We start from the raw sequence: 19,321 nt of genomic DNA, 5'->3' as shown, positions 1-19,321 counted from the left end.
CACTGTTTTTTTACTTATGTACTTTCGTGAAATTTCAACAATAATCTAGGGGGGAATGGATGAATGTTTATCTATCTAAATTTGAAGGCTTATTATTGAACAAACGGTCAGTTAAGTTTCATATGGACTATTTAAATTTCATTAAAAAAAAGGCAAATTACCCCAAGTTACAGAATAACACTAGATAGGTATAATCATTTTAATATTAAAAACCGATTTCATAGTAATCTATTTAATTTTTAGGGGAGTCAATATTGGAATTTAAATATGCAGGATTTTGGATAAGATTATGCGCATATACAATTGATTTTTGTATCATTATTTTATTAGGTTTTATTCTAAGTCCATTGCTTCTTAGTTTCTTTACTAACACAAATAATACATACAACCTACTTATTGATCTCATTGGTATTATTTACTTAATGCTTTTGCCAGCTACAAAATTGCAGGGGACAATCGGAAAGGCCACTGTTGGTATTAAAGTAATCAACAAAGAAAGATGGAAGTAAGTTATCTGTATTTGAGGCAATTAGCCGTTGGTTAGCCCAAGTTGTTTCCAGTTTCATTTTATTTATTGGTTATATAATGATTGCTTTTTCAAATAGGAAAACAGCATTACATGATAAATTAGCCAATACTTATGTCGTGTATAAATAATCTTATTTAATTGATCTACTTAGGGCATTTAATTTGGAGCTTTTTAAAGGTCCAATTTTCTTTTAGTCAGTTTTTTTTAGAAGGAAAGTGCATTCATTTATAGAACTATCAAGTATAATTATCGAAGTAACACAATTGATTTGCCTAATATAAAAAATAAGAAGGTGATACTTTATGACAAATAAAGCAAAGATAAAAGATATTATTGAAGAATTAGAAATGCATAAAAACTGGTGAAGTTTTTTCGGTTGCTGAAGATGATCTAATTGATGCCGAAGATGAAAAACCTTTCGATGATTTACAAGATTGGCAGATAGAAAATTTAGAAATCGCAAATGAAATTGTGGAAAATTTTGAGGACTATAAAGAATTACCTTCAAAATATGAAATTGATGAATATAAAATGATTAAAGACTTTTGTTTAACAGTTAAAGATGAGAAAATACAAAATATATTACTAATCATAATCGAGGGAAAAGGCGCATTTAGAAGATTTAAAGATGCAGTTATAGAGTTAAATATTGATATGGATTGGTATAGTTATCGTGACAGACGCTATAAAGACTTAGCGATCGCATGGTGTCAAAATAATGATATCGAGTACATAGATTAGAATTTCTAGAAATAAGAAACAGTAAACCGAAAATGTTAGAAACTATTAGTCTAACTAAGCTCCTAACTAGACTTATCAAAGATTATATGCCTCCCTATAACAATTAAGTTTAAGCAAATAAAATGAATCCCTTCAGATTTCGATGAAGGGATTTTTAACGTTTTCTATGTAATTAGTTAATTTAGCAGTGCCAATCTTCTAAAAATAATTAAAGTAATTTCAACCCAGAACCAGCAATAAAGGAACGAAAATAATAAAATAATTAGAACAGTATTGATTGAAAAAGAATCAGAAAATCCCGGCCCTAAGACTGGAAAGTGGAAAAGATATAATAGACTCATAATACCTAACATTAAAAGAGCTGCTCCCGTCGCAATAATCGATAATCTATTTTTAAAAAAGTGAAAAGCCAAGCCTAAGCCAAGTCCTAATAATCCTGTTGTAAAAGGAAAGACAATTAGTTCAGTTGGCTGTAGGATCAATAACAACAGGATTGTTAAAAAATAGGACTTTATTCCATTTTTAATGGAAAACATGGAACATAATAAAATTGGTGCAGTGGCGAGTGGACTTAAAAATAATCCTATACCTGGTAATAGGCCACCAGCAGCTTGAAACAATGCAGCAATACACGAAAAAATAGAAGCTAAAATAAATTTCTTGGTTTTATTTTGTTTAGTAAATTTTAGTTGAAACAACCGGACCTCTTCAGTAATTGGTTTGAAAAAAAACACATTTTCACCTCATTTAATTTACGATATACATCATTTATATGAGACTAATCAAATCGCAATACGCCAAACATGTTAATGCAAAATGATGAAATATTGATAACAAACACAAATAAATGTATGATAAATACGTTGAGAATTGCATGAAAATTTCAAAATTGAAGGGGAAAAGCTATGAATATTAAAATTGACAAAGAATATGTGCTACAAACCGCTAAACAATTACTAGAGTTTAATAGCCCAAGTGGTTTTTGCTTTGAAATTATGGAGTTAATTCAGTCCTGGACAAATAGTTTAGGATATGACTTTGAAACGACTAATAAAGGTTGTGGCGTGATCACAATTCCTGGTAAAAGCAATGAGCAAGTCATCGGATTATCAGCACATGTTGATACGTTAGGGGCAATGGTTCGATCAATTACAAGTAAAGGTACATTAAAGTTTACAATTATTGGTGGGCCAATCGTACCAACTCTTGATAGTGAATATTGTCAAATTAGAACGCGTGAAGGAAAAATATATACAGGTACATTTTTATCTACAAGTCCATCAATTCACGTATTCGAAGATAGTAAAACAAAAAAACGTGACCCAGAAAACATGGAAGTTCGTATTGATGAATGTGTTAAGTCAAAAGAGGATGTATTAAATCTTGGTATTAGCCCAGGAGATTTTATTTTCTTCGACCCGAAAACGACAATTACTGAAAGCGGTTTTATAAAATCAAGATTTATTGATGATAAAGCAAGTGTAGCATGTTTAATTGGTTTACTTGAATTGTTTAAAAGGGAAAAGATTGTCCCTACATATACAACAAAATTATTTATTTCTACGTATGAAGAAGTTGGACATGGCTCTTCGTATATCCCATCTGATATTACTGAATTAATTTCAGTTGATATGGGTTGTATTGGAGATGATTTAAGCTGTACTGAATACGATGTTTCGATTTGTGCAAAAGACTCTGGCGGACCATACGATTACAATATGACGACTGATTTAGTCAATTTAGCAAAAGAAAATGAACTTAGCTATGCAGTAGATATCTATCCAATGTACGGTTCTGATACAGTTGCAGCTTTACGCGGAGGACAAGATATTCGTGGCGCGTTAATTGGACCAGGTGTTCATGCTTCTCATGGTATGGAAAGAACGCATTACAGTGCGATGGAAAATACGATGAAATTATTGTACTTATATTTAACAAAGTAATCATTTAAAAGGGGCTGTCCACGGGACGACCCCTTTTTGATAAAGTATCTCTAGTACGAGGTATTTCAAAAGTTGCATTTTATTTTGTGTTGAAAAAATGGAGCTTAATGATATAAAACTAGCAAATTTTTTTCGAATTTTTATTCTGCATAGCATATATGCTAGTTTTCCATTGGAAAGGATCTACTATTATACAAGTTTTGGGTCGGAATACCCCATCTGGTATGGGTAATTTTTTAATTTAATTGCGATTCTTTGGGATTTAATTGCAGTTTTGCTAAATTTAATTGCGATTCTCAAAATTTAATTGCAGTTTTGTCAATTTTAATTGCGAAAACCAGATTTTATTTGCAGTCCACCTTAATCACAAAAAAAATAAGGGTTCCATTAAAAGTTAGACTTTTGGATACCCTCTAATAGTTTAATATTTTAATTTTTGAACCCCATTTAATTGACTATCGAATCTGTCCTCACCATTTGTTTTTACATTTTTCTTTAATGTAAGTGTATAAAAATAAGCCGATACTAACTCGCGGTTTTTTTCTTGGAGTTTGTCTAATAATAATTTTTTTGTACCAGCACCAACAACTCCATCACTAGTTAAGCCATTATCTAGTTGGAATGCTCTCACTGCCTGATCTGTGCCTTTAGCAAAATAGCCATCGACCCCGTTTGTAGAATATCCTAATTTAGTTAATGAATCCTGCAGCCATTCAACCTCTGAACCTACACTTCCAAGTTGTAAACTAGTCGGAATATCCGTTGGTTTTGTTACTACTACAGTTCCTGAATCATCATCAAATAAATGATTTGCGACGGCGATGTCTTGGAACGATTGGTTAGATGAAGTGATTAAAACAGTAGCACCTTTTTGAACTCGATCATATAACCATTCTACTTCTTCATCATACATTCGTACACAGCCGTGACTAGCATAAGTTCCAATAGAACTTGGATTATTATTTCCGTGGATTGCATAGGTTGTACCCCATGTCCCTCTAGCATTTAAACCTAACCACCTATTACCAAGTGGATTCCTCGGATCACCCCCAGGAATATTCTCTTTATAATAAGGCCGATTTACAATTTTAACGACGATTTTAAATTTGCCTTCAGGAGTTAGATCCTGACTCTTACCGGTAGCAACTTTAAAAACTTTTACCAATTTACCATTCTCATAAAAAGCTAATCTATTAATCGATTTATTAATAATGATAAATTGCGAAACAGGTTTTGTTTCTGCCGCGAAAGACTGAACAAAAGAAGTGCTTAAAAATAAAAGCAGTACTAAGAAAAAAATAAAACAGCGCTTTAACAAAGTTTTCCCCCCAACAATATTTAGAAAATGCGTAGCCTTATATAGTATGAAGGGAATGCTTGTCCTATCAATTTTAAATTTGAAATAAAGAAAAAATAGTTAATTGGAATACTGGATAAGGTCTAAAAATGGATCTATAAGTCTTTTAGATTTTCAAATAAGTTATAGGTTGAGATTAGTTTAATGGTAGGAACGGATATACTTTATTCATTTAAATCGTTGAAGAAAAATGTAAATGTTTGCATTAATGACCAATCTTGTTAAAATAGAAAATGTAAGCGGTTTAAAAGAATTTTGAATATACATTTACTAAGAATAGGACACTTTATATTATAAAATTGTGCACACGATTGCACGATTTTAAATTGGTTTAAATGTTTTGGAATTTCACGTACCGAATTATGTAGATTGAAGAAATAAAAAGCAAATAAATTTTTTGAGTTTTTAAGATTTATACATAATCTAGGAGGCAATTAAAATGGAGAAAAAATGGTGGCATAATAGTGTAGTTTATCAAATATATCCTAGAAGTTTTATGGATAGTAATGCTGATGGAATCGGTGATTTAAAAGGAATAATTGAAAAGCTTGATTATTTAAAGCTTTTAGGAATAGATGTTATATGGTTGAGTCCTGTATATAAATCTCCTAATGATGATAATGGTTACGACATTAGTGATTATTGTGACATTATGGAAGAGTTCGGGACGATGAATGATATGGATGAATTAATTTCTGAAGCGAATCGTCGAGAGATTAAAATCGTAATGGATTTAGTTGTGAACCATACATCTGATGAACATCCGTGGTTCATTGAATCTCGAAAGAGCAAAGATAACCCATATCGAGACTATTATGTTTGGAGAGATCCTGTGAATGGAAGTAAACCAAATGACCTTCCTTCTGTTTTCAGCGGCAGTGCATGGGAATATGATGAACAAACTGGACAATACTTTTTGCATTTATTTAGTAAAAGGCAGCCAGATTTAAACTGGGAGAATCCAAAAGTCCACGAAGAAGTATATAATATGATGAACTTTTGGCTTGATAAAGGAATTGGTGGATTCCGAATGGATGTAATAGATTTAATTGGAAAGATTCCAGATCAAGAGATTACGGCAAACGGTCCTAAGTTACATGAATTCTTGAAAGAAATGAATAAAAAGACTTTTGGAAATCATGATGTGCTAACTGTTGGTGAAACTTGGGGAGCAACTCCAGAAATTGCAAAGCTATATTCGGATCCTGCTCGAAATGAATTAAGTATGATTTTTCAATTTGAGCATATCGGTCTTGATCAACAAGAAGGTAAAGAAAAATGGGATTTAAAGCCATTGAATTTGTTAGAGCTAAAAGAAGTTTTTAATAAGTGGCAAACTCAGCTTGATGGAAAGGCTTGGAATAGCTTGTTCTGGAACAATCATGATTTACCACGAATTGTTTCTAGATGGGGTAATGATAAAGAATATCGGATTGAAAGTGCAAAAATGCTTGCTACAATCCTTCATTTAATGCAAGGTACACCTTATATTTATCAAGGTGAAGAAATTGGAATGACAAATATTCGATTTGAAAGCATTGATGAATATGACGATATTGAAACGAAAAATATGTATAATGACCGTATTTCAAAAGGTTACAAGCACGAAGACATAATGGAATCGATTTATACAAAAGGTAGAGACAATGCACGTACTCCAATGCAATGGAATGGAGAAAAGCATGGAGGTTTTACAAAAGGAAACCCTTGGTTAACAGTAAATCCGAATTTTACTAAAATAAATGTTGAACAATCGATAAATGATTCAGATTCAATTTTTCATCATTATCGTCAATTGATCCAATTGCGAAAAGAAAATCCTGCAATTGTTTATGGTTCATTTGAAATGCTTGCTGAAAAGGATGAAAAAGTATTTGCATATGAAAGACAGTATAATGGTGAAAAATTCTTAGTAGTAGCTAACTTTACAAATGAGGAAACAAACTTTAGTTATAGTAATAACTATAATGAAGTAAGTATAATTTTAAGTAATTATAAAGATTCAAGTGTAACGGGTGTGAATAATAGCTTAAGACCGTATGAAGCAATTGTTTATAAAATTAAATAATTAAATTTATTAAAAATAGTTTGACATTTTGAAGTCCACTCGTATATGATAAGAATATCAAATAAGAAGGAGGTAGGTTAACATGATGATTGTAAGAAAATTAAGCTGTGAAGCATCACAAAATTTCATAATGATTATGAACCCTATCTCTACGCAGGACGGACCACGTTGAAATTTAGATTTCAATTGACGATTTAGCCATGGGTTTATATTTCCCATGGCTTTTTTGTGCCAAAAATGAACGATTCATAACTGTTTGTTTTTGGGCGAAACGTTTCTTTATGGCCATGGGGTATGGAAAATATTCCCATGGTCTTTTTATTGTCAAAAAAAGTGGAGGGTTGCGTAGAGTTAGGTTAATTGATACAAGGGAGGTATAATTTTGTCTCGAATTTTAAAATATGTCTTTAGGCATAAGCTTTCATTTATTATTGGTTCAATTTCAATGGTTTTAGTTATAGGTGTGGATCATTTAATTCCTTATTTACAAATGATTCTAATCGATGATGGTATTACGAAAGGAAAATCATCAGTAGTTCTTCCGGTTATCGGTGGAATTATAGGTGTAACAATTATCAAATCAATTTTTGGTTATGTAAAAGAATATTTATATGACTTAGTAAGTTCAAAGGTACATGAGGATATAAAAAATGATATGTTCAAGCATATTCAAAGTTTTGAATTTAAGTATTTCGACTCGATGAATACGGGTGAATTACTATCGAGAATTAATGAAGATGTGGAAAATATCTGGCAAACAATTGCGTTTGGACTAAGATTGTTTGTTGAAAATATAATTTATTTTACTGTCAGTACAGTTATCTTATTTGTAATTAATTGGCAGTTGGCACTAATTTGTTTAGCAATCATGATCCCAATTGGATATATGGGGACGCGTTTAAATCGCTTACTTAATAAAGGTTACGGTAAAATAAGTGACCATACAGCTGAAATCAATACAACAGCTCAACAAAATATTGCGGGTGTAAGATTGGTTAAAGCATTTGCTAGAGAAAAGCATGAGACGTTGAAATTTTTGAAAATGAATCGTGGATATTATGATTTAAATATGTCTCAAGCTAAAATAATGCGTAAATATTTTCCTAATATTGAATTTTTAACAAATATTGCGCTTGTTGCAATGATTATTATCGGTGGATATTTCGTTTTACAACAAAGTATGACGCTAGGTGAACTAGTAGCATTCAGTGGATATATTTGGAACTTAATTTGGCCGATGAGAATGCTAGGCTGGTTAACAGATGTACTTTCTAAAAACCAAGCTTCTGCGAAGAAGATTTTTGAAATTTTAGATCGTAAAACAGCAATTGAAAACAAAGAAGGTGCATATACACCTAATCTAGTTGACGGTTCAGTGGAATATAAAAATGTAAGCTTCAAATATAATGATGAAATTGTCTTAAAAGATCTTAATCTATATATTCCAAGTGGTAGTAAAGTAGCGATTATGGGAACGACAGGTGCTGGGAAATCTTCAATTCTTCATCTGATTGGTCGCTCATACGATGTGGCCAAAGGGGAAGTTCTAGTAGATGGCGTTAATGTTAAAGATTTTAATCTAACATCTTTACGTCAAAATATGTCTCTCGTTTCTCAGGATACTTTCCTTTTCTCAGATACGATTGAAAATAATATTAAACTAGGAAACCCAGAAGCTACAATGGATGAAATCCGTGAAGCTTGCCGTATTGCTTGTTGTTTAGACTTTATTGATGAGCTAGAAGAAGGATTCAGCACGGAAATTGGTGAACGAGGTATTGGTTTATCTGGTGGCCAAAAACAACGTATATCAATTGCCCGCGCATTATTAAGAAATGCTCCTATCTTAATTTTAGATGATGCAACTTCTGCATTAGATATGGAAACGGAGTATGAATTATTACACAATTTAAATAAACGTTTCTCACATAGTACAACATTTATCATTGCACACCGTATTTCAGCTGTAAAAAATGCCGATGTAATTTTATTCGTTGAAAATGGGGAAATAGTTGAAAAAGGAAATCATAAACAATTACTTGATAAAAAGGGAAGATACTTTGAAGTCTACGAAGAACAATTCAAAGATTTTGAAACAGTAGAAAGCGGGGTGGTCTAATGGCACAAAATACGATAAATCGTGATGAAGACCAACTAAATCGGAGTAAAACCGAGCTTATTCTTAGGCTCGGGACTTATTTAAAGCCTTATAAATTAAAAACATTTAGCGTTATTTGTTTAATGTTATTTGTAATGGTAATCGGGATATTAAATCCATATTTACTAAAGGTAGCGATCGATACAAATATTAAAAATCACGATGTAAAAGGGCTCATAATGATTGGAGTTGTACTATTAGCACTAAATTTCTTAGCAATGATTGCCTCAAAAATACGTTGGACGATGATTAGCTCTGTTACGAATAATATTTTAGTAAATATTCGTCATGAGCTTTATACACATATTCAAAAACTATCATTTACGTTTTTTGATAATCGACCAGTAGGTAAAATTTTGGCTCGTGTAATGGGTGATATTAGTGCTCTCCAAAATTTATTCAACCAAAGTATTCAAACGTTAATTCCAGAATTACTAAGCTTAGTTTGCGTTACAGTCGTAATGTTTATTTTAAATGTTAAACTTGCAATCGCATCAGTATCAATTCTGCCATTTTTAGCAGTTGCCATGTTTTATATTGAAACACGTGCACGTAAAAGATGGGATGATTATAGAAAGAAACGTTCAAATTTAATTGCGTTTATACATGAAGATTTTTCAGGAATAAAAGTAGTTCAATCTTTTGCGAAAGAAAAAGATAAAGAAAAAGACTTCAAAGAAAAGGTTTCTGAATTAATGGGCTCATTCATGAGAGCAGTAAAAATGAATGACTTCTTCTGGCCATTAGTTGAGCTTTCTTGGGGTGTTGGTACTGTAATTGTATTTTATGTTGGATATAAGCTTGTAACTAGTCAAGATATCGAAGTTGGAACATTAATCGCATTTTCAATGTATATTGGCATGTTCTGGCGTCCAATTATGAACTTATCAAACTTTTATAATACATTAATATCAAACTTCTCGGCAGCTGATCGTATTTTTGACATTATGGATATTGATCCAGAAATTATTAGTGAAGAAAATGCACCTCCAATTGGACGTATTAATGGTGAAGTTCAATTTAGAAATGTGACTTTTGGTTATGATGAAAACTCTACAGTCTTAAAAAATGTGAATTTCACAATAAATCCTGGTGAAAAAATTGCATTGGTAGGTGCAACTGGAGCAGGGAAAACAACAATTGTTTCACTTTTAAGTCGATTCTATGATCCTTTAAAAGGTGAAATCTTAGTAGATGGGAACGATATTAAAAAAGTAGATTTAGAATCTTTTAGAAGTCAAATGGGAATAATGCTACAAGATACATTCCTATTCTCAACATCGATTATGGAAAATATTCGATACGGTAAATTAAACGCTACAGATGAAGAAGTAATTGCTGCAGCTAAAGCAGTCCATGCTCATGACTTTATTATTAAAATGGAGAATGGATATGATACAGATGTAAACGAGAGGGGATCAAGACTTTCATTAGGTCAAAGACAATTAATCTCTTTTGCTCGTGCTCTACTAGCTGATCCTAGAATATTGATATTAGATGAAGCTACTTCGAATATCGATACACATACAGAGAAGCTTGTTCAAAATGGAATTGAAAAGCTATTAGAAGGTCGTACATCATTTGTCATTGCCCACCGATTATCAACAATCCGTGACTGCGACAAAATTATGGTTATCGGAAACGGAAATGTCGAGGAAAGCGGTACACATGAAGAGTTACTAGGATTAAAAGGACATTATTATAAGCTATACATGGCGCAATATAGCTTCATTAATGATGGAGCATAATTGAACTGTTTTAATTAGATTGGGGCTGTCTCAAAAGTCAGGTTAACTGACATATGAGCGGCCCATTTTTATTGGGAAATGTACTACTCTGTTAGGGTATTTCAACAGAGTTTTTCATTTGCAGTTGATCTAATCGATTATTATAAGAAATTTTTGTAGATTCTTATCAAGTTTTTATTTGATAGAAGGCATATTTGCAAGTTTTCCATTTAAATGATCTGCTTTTGTCTGTTTTTTAGAAAGGAATACCTTAACTGGTATGGGTACTTTTATATTTTAATTGCGTTTTTTAGGATTTTAATTGCAGTTTTGTAAAATTTAATTGCGATTCTCAAATTTTAATTGCAGTTTCGCTAAATTTAATTGCGATTCTCTTAATTTAATTGCAGTCCACAATTTTAATTGCGATTCTCTTAATTTAATTGCAGTCCACCGATCAATTGCAATATCTCATAAATTATTTGCAGCGCCGAGCCTATATCACTATTCTTTTTGATTTACAGTTAGGACATCCTTTTTTATGCCAAAAATTTAAAATTAGAACTTTGGAAATGAATTATTACGAATTCTTAATATAAGAATTAATTCTATGAATCTTGAAAAATCAACTTAACATAAGTACATAAAATAACTTTATTTTCTGTTTTTTTCTAATGTTAAAATAATAGTGATTAAAATATTTTTGCGAAATTGGAGGTCAAGTATGAAACTTAATTATGAAATTAATTTGGATGATTATATTGAATTTAATTTACATCATTTAAAACATTCTAAAACTGTTCAAAAGTCGTTAATTAATCAACGAATTGCTGTGAGTTTAATCTATTTAGTAATACCATTTTTAATTTCCTTTTTTTTCAAGCAACCGCTTTTTGGTTATTTACTTGCCTTTTCGATAGCAGCCATTCTTTGGTTCGTTTATTTTCCAAAGTATTTCTACCGTTCCTCTAAAAACAAAATGATTAAGCATTTAACTGAAAAGAACGATCAATCGTTATTCGGCGAACATTCTCTAAAGGTTGATGAGAATGGAATGAAAGAAATTACAAAATCAAGTGTTCATGAAATAAAGTGGGATGATATAGTTGAAATAAAAGGAACGAAGAATTACTTTTATATTTACTTTACAAGTATGCAAGCCATTGTAGTTCCGCTAGAAGCAATAAAGGATGACATGGAGAGATTATTACAATTCTACAGAAAATATAATATTCAAGTTTTATATTGCTAGTTGAATATTGCATTCTGATCTTTAAAAGTTCAAGTTATTTTAACTTGAACTTTTTTATTGGTACTTTTCATTCTTAATCAAGAAAGAGGATTATGATAAAATGTAATAAAGGAGGGTACTCACTTGGAGAATTGTATAAAGGTTTCAGTTCGAACGCTAGTTGAGTATGCTCATACAGCGGGAAGTATCAATTTAACTTATAAAAGTTCGGTTTCTTTAATTGAAGGAACAAAGGCGCATCAAAAAATCCAAAGAGAATATGGTGAACAGGATGTAAAAGAACGACCTATATCCGGCACTATAAAATTGGATCAATTGGCGTTTCAGATAGAAGGCCGTTGTGATGGATTATTACTGAAGGATGATCAATATATAATAGAAGAAATTAAATCAACAATGAAGGATTTAAATGAAATAAATGAAAATTCATATCCTGTTCATTGGGCTCAAGCAAAAGTTTATGGATATTTTATTTGTGAAGAACTACAGCTTGAAAAGATTACACTTAGACTTACATATATTAATATTTTAACTGAGCAAAAAATAAGCTTCGATCTTTTGTTTACAAAGGATGAATTAACAAATTACTTATACAAAATGCTAGAAATTTATTATCCTTTTGCAAAATGGAAATACGATCATATTGAGTTAAGGAATCAGACCATAAAAGAATTAAATTTTCCCTTTCCTTCTTTCAGAAAAGGACAAAGAAAGTTAGCAGGTGCGGTATATCAAACGATTCAAGAAGGTAATAATTTATTTGCTGTTGCACCAACTGGAATAGGAAAAACGGTATCAACTATTTTTCCAACTGTTAAAAGTATTGGTGAGGATCGTATCAATCGGATGTTTTACTTAACTTCTAAGACAATGACTAGGACTGTTGCTGAAGAAGCATTTAAGCGCATGACAGATCAAGGACTTTGTATAAAGTGTACGACGATTACAGCAAAAGATAAAATCTGTTTTAAAGAAGAGACGATGTGTCAAAAGGATTATTGTGAATTTGCCAATGGTTATTATGACAGAATTAATGATGCTGTTCTTGATATTCTTTCATCCGAAAAAGCACTAACTAGGGAGAAAATAGAAGAATATGCACGAAAACATACAGTCTGTCCATTTGAATACTCATTAGATTTATTAAATTCTTCAGATGCTATTATTTGCGATGTAAATTATATTTTCGATCCTAGAGTATCGTTAAAGCGATTATTTGATGAGCATAAACGAAGTACAGTTTTATTAATTGATGAAGCTCATAATCTTGTTGATCGCTCAAGAGAAATGTATTCTGCGAGTCTATTCAAATCTAAATTTTTAGAGTTGAAAAATCGATATAAAAATTTAAAAGATGAACTTTATGCCATAATAAATGAAATAAATAAGCGTTTTATTGAATTAAGAAAGAAATGGAAGGACGTTGTAACCCCAGTTTCAAAGGAAATAGATGGGGATTTACTAGAACTTCTACATACATTCAATGAAATCGTAGAAATAAAATTACCGGAAATGGACGAGGACGAAAATAAACAACTTTTGCTTGATACTTATTTTGAGTCACTCAACTTCGTCAAAATCGCAGAGTTTTTTGATGAAAATTACGTATGCTACTATGAACTATATAAAAGTGAAGTTCATTTAAAGCTATTTTGCCTTGACCCATCTAAAGTTGTAAATGACGTAATAAAAAGATTTCGCTCAACAATTTACTTTTCAGCTACTTTAACCCCAATACAATATTTTCAAGATATGCTTGGTGATCAAAGTCGCGATTATACAATTTCAATCGATTCTCCTTTTCATAAGGAGCAATTGGAGGTAACAATTGACCCTCTATCAACGCGGTATCAAGATCGTGAAAGAAATTTAGAAAGATTAATTGATTCGGTATATAAAGAAATTACGAAAAGAAAAGGTAATTATTTAGTTTTTTATCCATCCTATCAATATTTAATTCAAAGTGTTGATTTATTTAAAGAGAAATACCCTACTATAAAAACAATCGTTCAAGAAAATGGTATGACTGAAATTGAACGAGAGGAATTCCTTTTACAATTTGATAGTCTAAATGAAGAAACGCTAGTTGGCTTTGCGGTATTAGGCGGTATATTCTCTGAAGGGATCGATTTAAAGGGTGATCGTTTAAACGGAGTCGTAGTAATTGGTGTAGGATTGCCGCAGATTTGTTTAGAAAGAAATATTTTAAAGGAGCATTTTAATTCGGTTGGAAAAAATGGGTATTATTATGCATATGTCTTTCCAGGTATGAATAAAGTAATGCAAGCGGGTGGAAGAGTGATACGATCTGAATCAGATGAAGGGACTTTATTACTAATTGATGACCGATATAAGAGTTCACTTTATCAAAGTTTATTACCTGAAGAATGGAAGTAAGAGTTAATAATTAAATAATTCAAAAAAAACAATTGATAATTATCAGAGTTTTTAATATACTTATCAATATAATTAAATAATCTTATCAAGAGCGGTGGAGGGACTGGCCCGACGAAACCCGGCAACTCTAGTAAAAACTAGAAAGTGCTAAATCCTGCAGGTGAAAAACCTGGAAGATAAGAGCGATATGTATATTTTGCGGACATAACCACTTCTTATTTTTTAGGAAGTGGTTTTTTATTTGACTAAAATGGGGGATTTATAATGACTAACACAAAAGAGGCTTTAAACACGAATAAAAAATCAATTGAAACGGTAGCTGTTCATGGAAGCAAAGGTTATGATCCATTAACTGGTGCGATTAGTTATCCAATTTATCAATCTGCTACTTTTAAGCATGCAGGTCTTCATCAATCGACTGGATATGATTATGCAAGATTACAAAATCCAACTCGTGAAGAAGTTGAAAATACTGTTGCAAAATTAGAAAGTGCAAATTATGGTGTTGCATTTTCAACAGGAAATGCAGCCGTTACTGCAGTATTAAGCTTATTTAAAAAAGGTGACCACCTAATTGTTTCAGATGATTTATACGGTGGTACATATCGTTTATTCGAAGAAATTTATTCGCCATATGGACTTGAGCATAATTTTGTAGATACGACTGAAATTGAAAATATTCTTGATGCACTTAAACCGAACACAAAAGGAATTTTTATTGAAACACCATCAAATCCAATGATGAAAGTAACTGATTTAAAAAGAGTAGTTGAGCTTGCAAAAGAACGAGATATAATTGTGATCGTTGATAATACATTTTTAACACCTTATTTCTTTAGACCAATTGAATTAGGTGCAGATGTTGTTGTTCATAGTGGAACAAAATATTTAGGTGGCCATAATGATACACTTGCTGGTTTTGTCGTAACAAATTCTGAATATACGAATGAACGAATTCGTTATTATCAAAAATCAACAGGAGCAACATTAGCTCCATTTGACTCTTGGTTGATCTTAAGAGGAATTAAAACATTACATTTACGTATGGAATACAGTCAAAAAAATGCAATTGTACTTGCGAAATTTTTAGAAAATCATCCGAATGTTACTGAAGTGTTTTATGTAGGGTTACCAACGCATAAAGGGTATTCAATTATTAAAGAACAAGCAACTGGATTTGGTGCAATGATTTCATTTAAAGTGAAAGATTTAAGTTTGGTTGAACAAGTATTAGGAAGTGTAAAAGTTATTACATTCGCAGAAAGCTTAGGTGGAGTTGAATCATTAATTACGTACCCACATACGCAAACTCATTCAGAAATGCCAGAGGAATTTAAAAGAAAGCTTGGTCTAGATGACCATACACTTCGTTTATCTGTTGGTATTGAACATATTGATGATTTATTAAATGACTTAGAAAATGCATTGGGGTGATGAGGATGCAATTTGGAACGAAATTAATTCATAATGGAAATGAAATAGATCAGGCAACAGGCGCATTAAGTATTCCGATTTATCAAACTTCAACATTTCATCAATTTGATATAGAGAATTTTGGTAAGTACGACTATGCAAGAAGTGGAAACCCAACAAGAGAAGCATTAGAAAATACAATTGCAAAGTTAGAAAATGGTGTTCGCGGTTTTGCATTTTCATCAGGGATGGCTGCAATCTCATCTGTATTGTCTTTGTTCTCAGCTGGAGATCATATTGTCATTTGTGAAGATGTATATGGAGGAACATTTAGAATCGCGACTAAAGTATTAAATCGTTTCGGAATCGATTTTACATTTGTAGACGCTTCTAATTTACAAGAGATTAAAGCCGGAATAAAGCCAAATACAAAAGGACTTTATTTAGAAACACCGTCTAATCCTCTTTTGAAAATTACTGATTTGAGTAGTGCAATCAAGATAGCAAAAGAAAATGACATCCTTGTCATTGTAGATAATAGTTTTTTATCACCATATTTACAAAGACCTTTAGATTTAGGAGCTGATATTGTCGTTCATAGTGCAACAAAATTTATTGCAGGCCATAGCGACGTAATCGGAGGGCTAGCGGTCGTAAATTCGGAAGAACTTGCAAATGATTTATACACAATCCAAAATTCATTCGGGGCAATTTTAGGTCCACAAGACTGTTGGTTAACATTAAGAGGATTAAAGACATTAAAAGTTCGTATGGATGCATATGAACAAACTGCATCAAAATTAGCAAATTGGCTTTTAGAACAAGAAGAAGTTGAGGATGTTTATTACCCAGGACTAAAAGATCACCCTGGTCACGATATACATTTTGAGCAGGCTACTGGAGGAGGAGCAGTCCTTTCATTTACACTAAAAACGATTGAACAAACGACAAGTTTCCTACAATCAGTCGAAAACGTTGCAGTTGCCGTTTCATTAGGTGGAGTTGAGACAATTGTTTCATATCCTGTGAAGATGTCCCATGCTGCAATACCGCTCGATGTTCGTGAAAGATTAGGCGTAAAAGATACATTAATAAGAGTGTCAGTTGGTTTAGAAGATATTGAAGACTTGATTGCAAGCTTTAAAAAAGCATTAAATGCAGGGGTAAGAGAAAAACAAGAAGTGCAGGAATAGGGAAACCGGATAATTAAAAAAGAGAATCTGTCTTAGAAACACGAACAAATTAAACTCTATATTAAAAATCCCACAATGGAATTTCTGTGGGATTTATTTATTTTATATTTTTTAATTTTGCGCTATTGATGATGCGTAAATTAGATGTAAACTTTTTAAGTAATATAAAGATTTTTAGTTGACTATGAAATGAATATTTCCCCGTCACCAATTTCCTCTTGAATTACCTCAGCTGCACCTATAAGTGCCAAAGCGTTTCCAACTAATTGAATTGAATCAGAAAGCACGATTTTTCTTTGTAATTCAAGTAAATTTTTCTTATCTGAAGTGAACAATTGCTTAGAAACGTAAAAAGCAACGGATAACTGACCAGCTGTGCCAATCCACATGCCTGATATGATATCTCTTTTCCCTTGAAAGATTGAATCTTTGTCAATTGAATATAATTTTGATAATGTAATCGTTTCATATAATTGTGCAACTGCCTTAACCCACGATGCAGCAACAATTTGTTTTTCAAGACTTGCTTGTAAACCGTCATCTTCTATAGTAGTTATTTGATTTTGGTCTTTCCCTTCCTTTTCCTTGATATTTTCTTCTAGCATCTTTTCCATCTCCAATATAAAATATCTGTTATTTATATAACTATTCAACTTAGTGTGATTGTGATTCTATCTAATAGGATATTTTCGTATTACAATAATTAACTTTTCGTTAAATTAGGATGGAATCAACTAAATAATCTGATGTCTAATTAATTAATATTCAAGTTTGAATTGTCTAAAATTGGATAAAAAAAGCTAATTGACATATGGTTAATTGTAATGAAAAGGTTTCACTATGTTTATAAACGAATATTTTTTAAAAATAATACAAAAAATGTTCGTGTTTTTGCTTGAAACGCATTCATATTGATGGTATTCTATTTTAGGTTGATCAAATGATATAAATTAAACCTTATTTGGAGGTATATATAGATGTATGATGTTATCGTTGTTGGAGCAGGACCTGCTGGAATATTTACTTGTTATGAATTAACTTTAAAAATGCCTAATGCTAAAGTACTACTTGTTGATAAAGGACATGATATATTCGCAAGACATTGCCCGATTTTACAAAAGAAAATTGAAAAATGTCCGCCTGCTGCAGGTAAAAAAGAATTTTCAGGTTGCTTACCAGCTTGCTCAATTACAAATGGTTTTGGTGGTGCTGGAGCATATTCAGATGGAAAATTTAATATTACAAGCGAATTTGGTGGATGGATGACAGATTACTTATCAGATTCACAAGTAGTTGAATTAATCAAATACGTTGATGAAATTAATTTAGAACATGGTGCGACTGAATCGATTACTGATCCCTTAACAGAAGAAGTTAGAGATATTGAACGTCGTGGTTACGCAGCTGGACTTAAATTATTACGCGCACAAGTTCGTCATTTAGGAACTGAGCAAAATTTAGAAATTCTAAAAAGCATTTACGAGTATTTAAAAACGAAAATCGATATGAAGTATAAAACTGAAGTAGAGGACTTAATAACTGAAAAGGTTGAAGGTACTCATATCATAAAGGGAATTAAATTAAAAAAAGGTGAAGAATTACATGCTAAGAAAGTTGTAATTGTGCCTGGTCGTGATGGCTCAAAATGGCTAACTGATGTTATGAAAAAACGTCGTTTAAAAATGTCAACAAATCAAGTTGATATTGGTGTTCGTGTTGAGACTTCAAACGTAGTAATGGAAGAGATTAACAAGCACTTATACGAAGGTAAATTCGTCTTTAATACTAGCGTGGGTACAAAAGTCAGAACATTCTGTAGTAATCCATCTGGACACGTAGTAGTTGAAAATCATTCAGGAATTATGACTGCTAATGGTCACGCTTATAAAGACCCTAAACTAGGTAGTCCAAATACAAACTTTGCCTTATTAGTATCGCATCAATTCGCAGAACCATTTGATAAACCAAATGAATATGCGCACGAGGTTTCACGCCTTGCAAACATGCTTTCACACGGTGGAGTAATCGTACAAAAATACGGAGATATTTTAAAAGGTCGCCGTTCAACTGAAAAGCGTATTAAAGAAGGCTTTTTAGAACCAACTTTAAAAGAAGCAGTACCAGGAGATTTAGGATTAGTTTTACCATATAATACAATGAAAAGTTTAATTGAAATGGTAGAAGCATTAAATCATGTAACTCCAGGTATCGCTGCAGAACATACACTTTTCTACGGCGTAGAAGCAAAATTCTACTCAGCACGACCAAAGCTAAATGTACACTTTGAAAGTGAAATCTCTGGATTATATCTAGGTGGAGATGGAGCAGGAGTTACTCGTGGCTTAGCTCAAGCAAGTGCTTGTGGTGTATGGATTGCGCGTGATATCATTACAAAAATCGGAAGTAAAGAAAAAGAATTAGTTACTATTTAATACTTTATTTAACAAACCTCTATTGCATTGTTATAGCATTAGAGGTTTGTTTTGTTAGACTAAACATTTAATTAATTATTTTAGTATTTGGCTTAAAAAAGAATTAACGTG

At 31.8% G+C, this 19,321-nt stretch carries 15 protein-coding genes and 1 riboswitch; of the genes, 12 read left to right on the top strand and 3 right to left on the bottom strand.

Annotated elements, in window-relative coordinates; genetic code table 11:
- The first annotated feature begins 254 nt into the window (after positions 1-254).
- The 3 genes from BED47_RS23300 (at position 255) to BED47_RS15655 (ending at position 1,270) form a co-directional block, all read left to right on the top strand.
- The gene (locus BED47_RS23300) at positions 255-509 is read left to right on the top strand and encodes an RDD family protein (protein ID WP_175403509.1); all 255 of its coding nucleotides are present in this window, start codon (positions 255-257) and stop codon (positions 507-509) included.
- A 19-nt stretch (positions 510-528) separates the two neighbouring features.
- On the top strand, positions 529-657 hold the full coding sequence (locus BED47_RS24545; protein WP_084006960.1) for an RDD family protein: 129 nt from the start codon (positions 529-531) through the stop codon (positions 655-657).
- 343 nt (positions 658-1,000) lie between these two features.
- Positions 1,001-1,270 (top strand): UPF0158 family protein, encoded by a 270-nt coding sequence (locus BED47_RS15655; protein WP_069034427.1) that lies wholly within the window; start codon positions 1,001-1,003, stop codon positions 1,268-1,270.
- Positions 1,271-1,446: 176 nt separating this feature from the next.
- On the opposite strand, the gene BED47_RS15650 is transcribed toward BED47_RS15655, so the two are convergent.
- Positions 1,447-1,968 carry a hypothetical protein gene (locus tag BED47_RS15650; protein ID WP_353615540.1) on the bottom strand — a complete coding sequence of 174 codons (522 nt, stop codon included), beginning with the start codon at positions 1,966-1,968 and terminating at the stop codon, positions 1,447-1,449.
- A gap of 207 nt (positions 1,969-2,175) precedes the next feature.
- On the opposite strand from BED47_RS15650, the gene BED47_RS15645 reads away from it, so the two are divergent.
- Positions 2,176-3,213, top strand: coding sequence for a M42 family metallopeptidase (locus BED47_RS15645; protein WP_069034425.1), 1,038 nt, complete (start codon positions 2,176-2,178; stop codon positions 3,211-3,213).
- A 421-nt stretch (positions 3,214-3,634) separates the two neighbouring features.
- Here BED47_RS15645 and BED47_RS15640 read toward each other — a convergent pair whose 3' ends face one another.
- A complete protein-coding gene (locus tag BED47_RS15640; RefSeq protein WP_069034424.1) occupies positions 3,635-4,531 on the bottom strand; it encodes a L,D-transpeptidase family protein in 897 nt (298 codons plus the stop codon).
- Positions 4,532-5,009: 478 nt separating this feature from the next.
- Here BED47_RS15640 and BED47_RS15635 point away from each other — a divergent pair, with 478 nt between their 5' ends.
- From BED47_RS15635 to BED47_RS15605, 7 genes are all read left to right on the top strand, one after another.
- Positions 5,010-6,638: a glycoside hydrolase family 13 protein gene (locus BED47_RS15635; protein WP_069034423.1), complete on the top strand. Its 1,629-nt coding sequence runs from the start codon at positions 5,010-5,012 to the stop codon at positions 6,636-6,638.
- A 382-nt stretch (positions 6,639-7,020) separates the two neighbouring features.
- On the top strand, positions 7,021-8,757 hold the full coding sequence (locus tag BED47_RS15630; protein WP_069034422.1) for an ABC transporter ATP-binding protein: 1,737 nt from the start codon (positions 7,021-7,023) through the stop codon (positions 8,755-8,757).
- Positions 8,757-10,544, top strand: a complete 1,788-nt coding sequence (locus BED47_RS15625; protein ID WP_069034421.1) for an ABC transporter ATP-binding protein — start codon at positions 8,757-8,759, stop codon at positions 10,542-10,544. Before BED47_RS15630 ends, BED47_RS15625 begins: the two co-directional genes overlap by 1 nt.
- A gap of 703 nt (positions 10,545-11,247) precedes the next feature.
- Positions 11,248-11,775, top strand: a complete 528-nt coding sequence (locus tag BED47_RS15620) for a YcxB family protein (RefSeq protein ID WP_069034420.1) — start codon at positions 11,248-11,250, stop codon at positions 11,773-11,775.
- 123 nt (positions 11,776-11,898) lie between these two features.
- The gene (locus BED47_RS15615; RefSeq protein ID WP_069034419.1) at positions 11,899-14,172 is read left to right on the top strand and encodes an ATP-dependent DNA helicase; all 2,274 of its coding nucleotides are present in this window, start codon (positions 11,899-11,901) and stop codon (positions 14,170-14,172) included.
- Between the two features lie 79 nt (positions 14,173-14,251).
- Positions 14,252-14,355: riboswitch (SAM riboswitch) on the top strand.
- An 81-nt stretch (positions 14,356-14,436) separates the two neighbouring features.
- Complete coding sequence (locus BED47_RS15610; protein WP_069034418.1) at positions 14,437-15,606, top strand: trans-sulfuration enzyme family protein; 1,170 nt, start codon at positions 14,437-14,439, stop codon at positions 15,604-15,606.
- Between the two features lie 5 nt (positions 15,607-15,611).
- Positions 15,612-16,778: a trans-sulfuration enzyme family protein gene (locus BED47_RS15605; protein ID WP_069034417.1), complete on the top strand. Its 1,167-nt coding sequence runs from the start codon at positions 15,612-15,614 to the stop codon at positions 16,776-16,778.
- A 182-nt stretch (positions 16,779-16,960) separates the two neighbouring features.
- Here the strand turns inward: BED47_RS15605 and BED47_RS15600 are convergent, their stop codons facing one another.
- Positions 16,961-17,383 carry a hypothetical protein gene (locus tag BED47_RS15600; RefSeq protein WP_069034416.1) on the bottom strand — a complete coding sequence of 141 codons (423 nt, stop codon included), beginning with the start codon at positions 17,381-17,383 and terminating at the stop codon, positions 16,961-16,963.
- 372 nt (positions 17,384-17,755) lie between these two features.
- On the opposite strand from BED47_RS15600, the gene BED47_RS15595 reads away from it, so the two are divergent.
- Positions 17,756-19,210, top strand: coding sequence for an NAD(P)/FAD-dependent oxidoreductase (locus BED47_RS15595; protein WP_069034415.1), 1,455 nt, complete (start codon positions 17,756-17,758; stop codon positions 19,208-19,210).
- Positions 19,211-19,321: the final 111 nt, after the last annotated feature.

It is taken from the genome of Gottfriedia luciferensis (genome assembly GCF_001712755.1).
GTDB classification, from domain to species: Bacteria; Bacillota; Bacilli; order Bacillales; family Bacillaceae_G; genus Gottfriedia; species Gottfriedia luciferensis_B.
The sequence above is the reverse complement of the archived record's forward strand: the minus strand, read 5'-3'. Positions and strand labels throughout refer to the sequence as shown.

What these genes read in the sequence shown, in the direction of transcription:
- BED47_RS15645 (WP_069034425.1), top strand. Translation starts at nt 2,176, where the DNA reads ATGAATATTAAAATTGACAAAGAATATGTGCTACAAACCGCTAAACAA.
- BED47_RS15635 (WP_069034423.1), top strand. Translation starts at nt 5,010, where the DNA reads ATGGAGAAAAAATGGTGGCATAATAGTGTAGTTTATCAAATATATCCT.
- BED47_RS15625 (WP_069034421.1), top strand. Translation starts at nt 8,757, where the DNA reads ATGGCACAAAATACGATAAATCGTGATGAAGACCAACTAAATCGGAGT.
- BED47_RS15620 (WP_069034420.1), top strand. Translation starts at nt 11,248, where the DNA reads ATGAAACTTAATTATGAAATTAATTTGGATGATTATATTGAATTTAAT.
- BED47_RS15610 (WP_069034418.1), top strand. Translation starts at nt 14,437, where the DNA reads ATGACTAACACAAAAGAGGCTTTAAACACGAATAAAAAATCAATTGAA.
- BED47_RS15605 (WP_069034417.1), top strand. Translation starts at nt 15,612, where the DNA reads ATGCAATTTGGAACGAAATTAATTCATAATGGAAATGAAATAGATCAG.
- BED47_RS15600 (WP_069034416.1), bottom strand. Translation starts at nt 17,383, where the DNA reads ATGCTAGAAGAAAATATCAAGGAAAAGGAAGGGAAAGACCAAAATCAA.
- BED47_RS15595 (WP_069034415.1), top strand. Translation starts at nt 17,756, where the DNA reads ATGTATGATGTTATCGTTGTTGGAGCAGGACCTGCTGGAATATTTACT.